Source organism: Romboutsia sp. BSD2780061687b_171204_C1, from assembly GCF_015560225.1.
GTDB lineage: Bacteria > Bacillota > Clostridia > Peptostreptococcales > Peptostreptococcaceae > Romboutsia_C > Romboutsia_C hominis.
Genome location: NZ_JADMRK010000014.1, coordinates 26,190 through 34,811 on the forward strand (window position 1 = coordinate 26,190; position 8,622 = coordinate 34,811).

8 protein-coding genes are annotated in these 8,622 nt (G+C 27.3%); all 8 read left to right on the forward strand.

What is annotated here, in order from left to right; all coding sequences use genetic code 11:
* Entirely contained in the window at positions 1-1,842 is a 1,842-nt protein-coding gene (locus tag I2H23_RS13990) for a glycoside hydrolase family 13 protein (RefSeq protein ID WP_195581854.1), read from the forward strand.
* Positions 1,843-1,931: 89 nt separating this feature from the next.
* Entirely contained in the window at positions 1,932-2,339 is a 408-nt protein-coding gene (locus I2H23_RS13995; RefSeq protein WP_092923082.1) for a single-stranded DNA-binding protein, read from the forward strand.
* Positions 2,340-2,739: 400 nt separating this feature from the next.
* Positions 2,740-4,008, forward strand: a complete 1,269-nt coding sequence (locus I2H23_RS14000) for a dicarboxylate/amino acid:cation symporter (RefSeq protein WP_092923085.1) — start codon at positions 2,740-2,742, stop codon at positions 4,006-4,008.
* 511 nt (positions 4,009-4,519) lie between these two features.
* Positions 4,520-5,995 (forward strand): aminotransferase class I/II-fold pyridoxal phosphate-dependent enzyme, encoded by a 1,476-nt coding sequence (locus I2H23_RS14005; protein WP_195581856.1) that lies wholly within the window; start codon positions 4,520-4,522, stop codon positions 5,993-5,995.
* Positions 5,996-6,013: 18 nt separating this feature from the next.
* Positions 6,014-6,427 (forward strand): adenosylmethionine decarboxylase, encoded by a 414-nt coding sequence (gene speD, locus I2H23_RS14010; RefSeq protein WP_092923090.1) that lies wholly within the window; start codon positions 6,014-6,016, stop codon positions 6,425-6,427.
* Positions 6,428-6,581: 154 nt separating this feature from the next.
* Positions 6,582-7,436: a polyamine aminopropyltransferase gene (gene speE, locus I2H23_RS14015; RefSeq protein WP_195581858.1), complete on the forward strand. Its 855-nt coding sequence runs from the start codon at positions 6,582-6,584 to the stop codon at positions 7,434-7,436.
* Positions 7,423-8,322, forward strand: coding sequence for an agmatinase (gene speB / locus I2H23_RS14020; protein WP_092923096.1), 900 nt, complete (start codon positions 7,423-7,425; stop codon positions 8,320-8,322). Before speE ends, speB begins: the two co-directional genes overlap by 14 nt.
* Positions 8,323-8,324: 2 nt before the next feature.
* Positions 8,325-8,622, forward strand: a 298-nt coding sequence (locus I2H23_RS14025; RefSeq protein ID WP_243248317.1) for an S-adenosylmethionine synthetase N-terminal domain-containing protein, incomplete at its 3' end; no start/stop codon positions are given.

Sequence of the window (8,622 nt, forward strand, 5' to 3'; positions counted from 1 at the left end):
ATGGGAAATATAATAACTTATAATTCCTGGGAAGATAAAGCTCCTTTTGGTGCTTTAAAATTAAACCAAGAGTTTAGAATAACAGTTAAAGTTAATGAAAATTATAACGTAAAAGACATTTCCTGGGTAATTTTAAAGGAAGATGTAGAAATAGATAAAATAAGTTTGATAAAAGAGAATAAAAAATACTATAATGGTGAATTTAGTGGATTTAATGAAATAGGTTTATATTTTTATTACTTTAAAGTAGAAGTTGAAATAGAAGGAGAAATTAAAGTAATATACTATGGAAAAAATATAGAAGATGGAAGTTGTATAGAATACCAATATAATAATATAAACAAATATCAAATAACAGTATATGATGAGTATAATGCACCTACTTGGTATAAAGAAGGGATATTATATCATATATTTATAGATAGATTTAATAATGGGAATAGAAATAAGAAGATTAATAATCCAAAGAAAAATAGCTTTTTATATGGCACTTGGGATGATGCCCCTATGTATATAAAAGATGAACAAGGAGATATAATAAGATGGGATTTCCATGGTGGAAATCTAAAAGGAATAATTGATAAATTAGGATATCTTAAAAAACTGGGTGTAAGTATTATATACCTAAGCCCAGTTTTTGAGGCATCTAGTAATCACAAGTATGATACAGGAGACTACAAAAAGATTGATTCCATGTTTGGAGATGAAGAAATATTTAAGGAATTAATTGATAAAGCTAAAAGCAAGGGAATAAATATTATATTAGATGGAGTATTTAGTCATACTGGGGCAGATAGTAAGTACTTTAATAAATATAATAATTACAATGAAGTAGGTGCATACCAATCAAACCATTCAAAATATAGGGATTGGTACAGATTTAAAGAGAATAGCGACGAATATGAGTCTTGGTGGGGAGTAAAGGATCTTCCAAATGTTAATGAGCTTAATGAAACTTATATGAATTATATAATAAATGATGATGATAGTGTTATAAATAAATGGACCAGTATGGGTGTTAAAGGTTGGAGATTAGATGTATGTGATGAGTTACCATCGGAATTTATAAAAGAATTTAAGTTAAAACTTAAAAATATAGATAGTGAAGCTGTTTTGATAGGAGAAGTATGGGAAGATGCATCTAATAAAATTAGTTACAATAAAAGAAGGGGATATCTTTTAGGTAAAGAACTAGACTCTGTAATGGGATATCCATTTAGAAAAAATATATTAGAATTTCTCAAAGGAGCAATTACATCAAAGCAACTTAATAATAAATTTTTAGAAATAAAAGAAAATTATCCAAAAGAAGCCTTTAAATCTAATTTAAACTTATTAGGAAGCCATGATGTCGCAAGAATTAAAACAGAACTTAATGAAGATAATAAATTATTAAAGATTGCAGTAGCAATACAAATGACATTTGAAGGAGTTCCATATATATATTATGGAGATGAAGCAGGACTTTGTGGAAAAACAGATCCAGATAACAGAAGAACTTATCCTTGGAAGCATGAGGATAAGAATATGATTGAGTTTTACAAAAACCTTACAACTATAAGAAATAAATATAAAGCTTTATTACAAGGGGAAACTGAATTTATAAACACGAAAAATGATGCTGTATTTTCATATATAAGATATACAAGTGATGAAAAAATATTAATTATAATAAATAAATCAGATAAGGAAGAATGTATAGATCTAAATTTAGGAAAAGAAGCAAGAGAGATAGATTTAATTAAAGATGTCCAGGTAGAATTAAACTCAACTAAAAAAGAAGTTGATACAATAAGTTTAATTATTCCTCCTAAAGATTTTAAAATAATTAATATAAAATAATAATATTTCTATATAAAATACAAAAATGTATAAATATACCATTATGTGTATATAATTCAACTAAAATACGTAAAAAAGGAAGAGAAGCTATGAATAATGTTATTTTAGTTGGAAGATTAACTCAAAATCCAGAAATTGAATATATAGGTCAAAGAGCAAAATCCAAATTTACAATAGCAATTAGTAGAAATTATATCAATAAAGAAGGAGTACGAGATGTAGATTTTATACCAGTAGAGATTTGGGGTAGACAAGCAGAAATATTTTGTAAATATGTATTCAAAGGAAGAAGAATTGGTATAGAAGGTCAAATTAGAGTTAAAAAATATAAGACAAAAGATGGAGTAAATAAAACATATACTAATGTACTTGCAAGTAGTTTTAAATTTTTAGATAACAAAAAGAATGATCCTACACAAGAATACTTTGCTTCAAATGATATATTTGAAAAAGAAAACTCTAAAGAAGAGACTATTGAGGAAGTATTCCCTTTTTAACTATGTAAAAATATAAATTTATAACTAAAAATAATTAAAAATTAAAAAAATTTCTAAAAAATAGAATAAGGGTTTATAAACCCTTATTCTATTTTTTGTTTAATTTATAAAATAAAATTTTAAAATATAGGATGAAATAATAAGTAAAAATTAAAAGATACTTAATAAAAAAATATCTACTATATAAAATAACGAATTTGAATTGTGTAACCAAATAAAATAAAGTTAATTTAAAAAATATAGGTTTAATATATATATATGAGATAAAATAACTTTAAAAAAATAAAAAAAATAATGTCATAATCAAATGGTACTTTAATTTTTAATGTACAATTGGACGGAAATTGTGTATAATAAGCATATAGAAAGTTAAAAAAGTTCGAGAGGAAGGAAATTTTAAATGAAGAAAAAACTTACATTAACTAGTAAAATCTTATTAGGATTATTACTTGGATTTATATTCGGATTAATAGTAAAACAATTACCAACAGGATTTATAAAAGATACATTATTATTAAATGGGATACTTAAAGTATTTGGAAATGGGTTTACAAGTGCTATAAAGATGATGGTGGTTCCTTTAGTATTTGTATCATTAATATGCGGTATAGCATCTATGGGAGATGTAAAGAAGTTAGGTAGAATTGGTGGAAAGACAATGCTATTTTACCTAGGAACAACAGCAATAGCTATAATAGTTTCTCTTATATTAGGAAACGTATTAAAGCCAGGTAGCGGTATAAGCATGGGAGCTGTAGAAATGGGGTCAGTAGCAATAGGAGAAAGTAAGTCAATAACAGATATTATATTAAATATAATACCAAGCAACCCAATACAAGCTTTAGCCAGTGGTGAAATGTTACAAGTTATATTCTTTGCAGTGCTTATAGGTATATCTATAAGTGTGGTGGGTAAAAAAGCAGAGCCTATAAAGGTTTTATTTGAAAGTGCTAATGAAGTATGTATGAAAATGGTCAATATAATAATGTTATTTGCCCCATATGGTGTATTTGCTCTAGTTGCTAATACTTTTGCAACAGTAGGAACTGATGCTATGATAGGTCTTATGAAGTATGTATTAGTAGTATTACTTGGATTATTGGTTCATGTAGTAGTTGTATATGGAGGATTATTTAAATTATTTACTAGACAAAAGATAAAACCATTTTTAAAGAAATTTACACAAGTAGCAGTAGTTACATTCTCAACAGCATCAAGTAATGCATCTGTACCAGTTAGTTTAGAGATAATGGAAGAACTAGGTGTAGGAAAGTCAACAAGATCGTTTACAATACCTATGGGAGCTACAATAAATATGGATGGAACAGCTATAATGCAAGGTATAGCAGCATTATTCATAGCTCAAATATACGGTATTGATTTAGGAATGAATGATATGATAACTATAGTATTAACAGCAACTCTTGCATCTATAGGTACAGCAGGTGTACCAGGTGTTGGTATGATAATGCTATCTATGGTTTTACAATCAGTAGGACTTCCACTTGAAGGAATAGGTTTAATAATGGGAGTTGAAAGAATAATAGATATGTTTAGAACTACTGTAAATGTTATGGGAGATAATGTATGTACTCTTGTAGTAGCAAATAGTGAAAAGGATATAGATTTAGAAAAGTACAATAAAGAATCTGAGAAGTTAGTAGCTTAATATAAATACAAAATAAATAAAGAGGCGAATAATAAATTTATTATTCGCCTCTTTATTTATTTTCAATTAATTAATACCATAGAAAGAATAGAGAATATTATGTTAATGTCTACGTAATGAAATTAATTTTTTTATAGAAATGTATAAAAATAGAAAAATATTTAATATTATATATTTTTGAAAAAAGTTTAGTTATTATATACTTAAATATTAAAAAAAATAAACTTGAAGTATTGATAAAACAAATGAAATTCTAAAAAAATAAAATTATAAAACTTTTAAAAATTTACTAATACTAAACTATAAAAAAATTAATATTAACAATATGGTTTGAAAAGGTGTGTATATATTGTAAATGCTAGGATTTGAAAAAATAAAAAAGTCTTGATAAAAAATAGAAAAGTTAATATAATAAATTATGGTAGTTTAATAAAGGTAAATTTTAAGTGTAAAAATAATAATCTTAAATTTAAAAAATAATTGAATAAAAATATAGAAAGGAGGTTGGGATATGAAAGTTAATGTCGAAAAATGCGTTAAGGATTACCAAGAGGCTCCATTATTAAATTCATTAAAAGATTATTCACAGATGGATATAGTATGTTTTGATGTACCAGGTCATGTAAGAGCACAAGGTGTAGAAGTACTTAATGATTATTTTGGAGAAAATATTATGAAAATGGATATAAATTCATCTCCACTTATGGATAATGTATCTAACCCAAGAACTATTATAAAAGATTCTCAAAATATGCTTGCTAAAGCTTATGGTGCAGATGAAGCATTTTTTATAACCAATGGTACCACGGGTGCTATACATATAATGATTTTAAGTACCATAGATCAAGGGGATAAGATACTTATTCCAAGAAATATCCATAAATCGGTTATAAATGCACTTATACTTTCTGGAGGACACCCAATTTTTATACAGCCAGAGTTTGATAATTCATTAGGGATTAGTTTAAATGTTAGTTTAAATTGTATAAAGGATGCATTAGATAAACATAAGGATATAAAAGCAGTGTTTTTATTAAATCCAACATACTATGGAGCATGCTCAGATATAGAAGAAATAGTGAAATTATGTCATAGTAAAGGCGTATTAGTATTAGTAGATGAAGCTCATGGTGCTCATTTTAATTTTAATAATGACTTACCAATTTCAGCAATGAATGCAAAGGCCGATATGTCTGCAGTAAGTATTCATAAAACGGGAGGAGCGTTGACACAAGCTTCAGCACTTTTAGTAAATAGAAAAAATATAGATGTGAATAAAGTACAACAAACTATAAATATGATTCAATCCACATCAGCATCATATTTATTAATGGCGAGTATTGATGGGGCTAGATTAAATCTAGAAACTAATGGAGAGTCACAATTATCAAGAGCATTAAATTTATCTAGATATGCAAAATATAAGATAAATAAAATAAAAGGTATTAAGGTAATTTCTAAAGAAATGCTAGAAAATAATGGTGTAGAGTCAATAGATGAGACTAAACTTTGTATAAATGTTAGAGGGTTGGGCTTAACAGGATTTGAAGTCTATGACTTATTATATCAAAATTATAATGTTCAAGTTGAGCTGGGAGATATTTATAATATACTAGCATTAATATCAATAGGAACAACAAAGTCAGATATAGATAAGCTTATAAAAGCTTTAGACTCTATTTCAAAGTCTAACATGTCAAATGAAAAAATTAAATATATAGATATTAAGCAAATAAACCCTATTATAAAACTCAAACCTAGGGATGCTTTTTATAAAAATAAGGAAAGTGTAATTTTGGAAGAAAGTATAAATAGAGTTTGTGGAGAATCTATAATGGCTTATCCGCCAGGAATACCAATAATTGCTCCAGGAGAGATTGTAACTAAAGAAATAATAGAATATATAAAAACTTTAAAAGCAAATAATGCATACTTAACAGACATGAAAGATAAAAGTTTAAATACTATAGTAGTTATAAAAGATTAAAAGAGGAGAGTGATATTGATGAAATTTGAGACACTTGGACGTCACATATTAGTAGAATACTACAACTGCGATGAGGAAATACTTAGAGACCCTAAACTTATAGAAAAATTTATGAATGAATCAGCATTAAATGCAAAAGCAACAATAGTAGATTCTGTTTTCCACCACTTTAATCCATGGGGAGTATCAGGAGCAGTTATAATAGCTGAATCTCACTTAACAATACATACATGGCCAGAATATGGATATGCAGCAGCAGATTTCTTCACTTGCGGAGACATAGACCCTTGGAAGAGTTTTGAATTATTAGAAGAACTTCTAAAAGCAGAAAGAAGTGAATCTACAGAAATACCAAGAGGATTAACAGCTAAAATTCAAAAATTAGCAAAAAAAGATTTAGGTAAAATTACTCATAAGCCAGAAGCTATATAAGCAATAAATACCTAAATAAAATAAATAAAATTAAAATAAATTTGAATCTATATTATAACATATAAATAAAAAATACACAAATTAGTCCACACATAGATATAGGACACATAAATATAAAAATTAAAATAAATTTGAATTATTAGGAGGAACTTTTATGGAACTTTGGTACACAGAGGAATGGACAGATAATGTACGTTTTTCAATAAAAGTAGAGAAGCATTTATTTAGTGAGAAGTCTGATTTTCAGCAAGTAGATGTATTTAACAGTAAGGAGTTTGGAAAGTTTCTAACATTAGATGGACTTATGATGGTAAATTACAAAGATGAATTTATATACCATGATATGATAGTTCATACACCTATGGCAACTAACATGAATATTAAAAATGTATTAGTAATAGGTGGAGGAGATGGAGGTACAGTAAGAGAGCTGACTCGTTATCCGCAAATAGAAAAAATAGATATGGTTGAAATAGATAAAATGGTTGTAGATGTATCTAGAAAGTATATAGATATATGTGCATGTAAATTAAATGATGAAAGAGTAAATTTATATTATGAAGATGGTGTAGCATTTGTCAAAAATTCTAAAGATGCATCTTATGATTTAATAATAGTAGACTCAACTGATCCAATAGGACCAGGAGAAGGATTATTCTCAGTAGATTTCTACAATGATTGCTACAGAATATTAACTACTGAAGGTATACTTGTAAATCAAAATGAAAGTCCATATTTTGACTTTAATGCTAAGGAAATGAAAAGAGCAAATGAAAAAATAAATAAGATATTTCCTATAGCAAAAGTTTATCAAGCTCATATACCAACTTATCCATCAGGACATTGGCTATTTGGATTTGCATCTAAGAAGTTTGACCCAGTAAAAGACCAAAATAAAGATAGTTGGGAAAAATTAAACTTAAAGACTAAATACTATAATAGTGATATACATAAAGGTGCATTTATGCTACCTCAATACGTTAAGGATATGTTAGATGAAAACAAATAAATTTTCACATATAAGTACATTTATGGGAATGGAAACTTCTTATGAAGATGCAGAGGTAGTAGTATTTGGAGCAGGGTTTGATGGGACTACTTCAAATAGACCAGGAACTAGATTTGCAAGTAGTGCTATGAGACCAGAGTTTTATGGACTTGAAACATATAGCCCAATATTAGATTTAGACTTAGAGGATTTCAAAATATGTGATATTGGTGATTTAGAATTAAGTATAGGAAATACATATAAAGTTTTAGAAGAAATATATATAGGAACTAAAGAAATTGTAAATGATAATAAGGTTCCTTTTATGATAGGAGGAGAACATTTAGTTACTCTTCCAGCTTTTAAAGCGGTACATGAAAAATATGATGATGTATTTATAATTCACTTTGATGCTCATACAGATTTAAGGCAAGAATATAACAACAATGAAAATTCACATGCTACTGTAATAAAAAGAGTATGGGATATAGTTGGGGACAATAGAATATTCCAATTTGGAATAAGATCTGGTACAAAAGAAGAGTTTGAATTTGCTTTAAAAGATAAGCATACTTATATGGAAGTTGAAACTATAAACACTTTTAAAGATATAATAAATAAATTAGATGGAAAAAATATTTATATAACTATTGATTTAGATGTTTTAGATCCATCAATATTTCCTGGAACAGGAACTCCAGAACCGGGTGGAGTAACATATAGAGAATTTAGAGAAATATTTACTATACTAAAGGAATCAAATACAAATATAGTAGGTTTAGATATAGTTGAATTAAGTCCTGACTATGATAGTACGAATGTATCTACGGTTGTGGCTTGTAAAATATTAAGAGAACTTTCTCTTGTAACAGCGGATAATATAAAAAGTAAAAGAAAGGTGATATGAAAATGGCAAGACATTTATTTACTTCAGAATCAGTAACAGAAGGACATCCAGATAAAATCTGTGACCAAATATCAGATTCTATACTAGATGCATTATTAGAGAAAGATCCACATGCAAGAGTAGCTTGTGAAACAACAACTACAACAGGATTAGTATTAGTAGCAGGAGAAATAAGTACTAATACATATGTAGATATTCCTAAATTAGTAAGGGAAACAGTAAAAGAAATAGGGTATGACAGAGCTAAATATGGATTTGACTGTGATACTTGTGCAGTAATAACTGCAATAGATGAGCAAT

Bases quoted from the DNA above. Each gene is read 5' to 3' on its own strand.
- I2H23_RS13990 (WP_195581854.1), top strand. From the start codon at position 1: ATGGGAAATATAATAACTTATAATTCCTGGGAAGATAAAGCTCCTTTT.
- I2H23_RS13995 (WP_092923082.1), top strand. From the start codon at position 1,932: ATGAATAATGTTATTTTAGTTGGAAGATTAACTCAAAATCCAGAAATT.
- I2H23_RS14000 (WP_092923085.1), top strand. From the start codon at position 2,740: ATGAAGAAAAAACTTACATTAACTAGTAAAATCTTATTAGGATTATTA.
- I2H23_RS14005 (WP_195581856.1), top strand. From the start codon at position 4,520: ATGAAAGTTAATGTCGAAAAATGCGTTAAGGATTACCAAGAGGCTCCA.
- speD (WP_092923090.1), top strand. From the start codon at position 6,014: ATGAAATTTGAGACACTTGGACGTCACATATTAGTAGAATACTACAAC.
- speE (WP_195581858.1), top strand. From the start codon at position 6,582: ATGGAACTTTGGTACACAGAGGAATGGACAGATAATGTACGTTTTTCA.
- speB (WP_092923096.1), top strand. From the start codon at position 7,423: ATGAAAACAAATAAATTTTCACATATAAGTACATTTATGGGAATGGAA.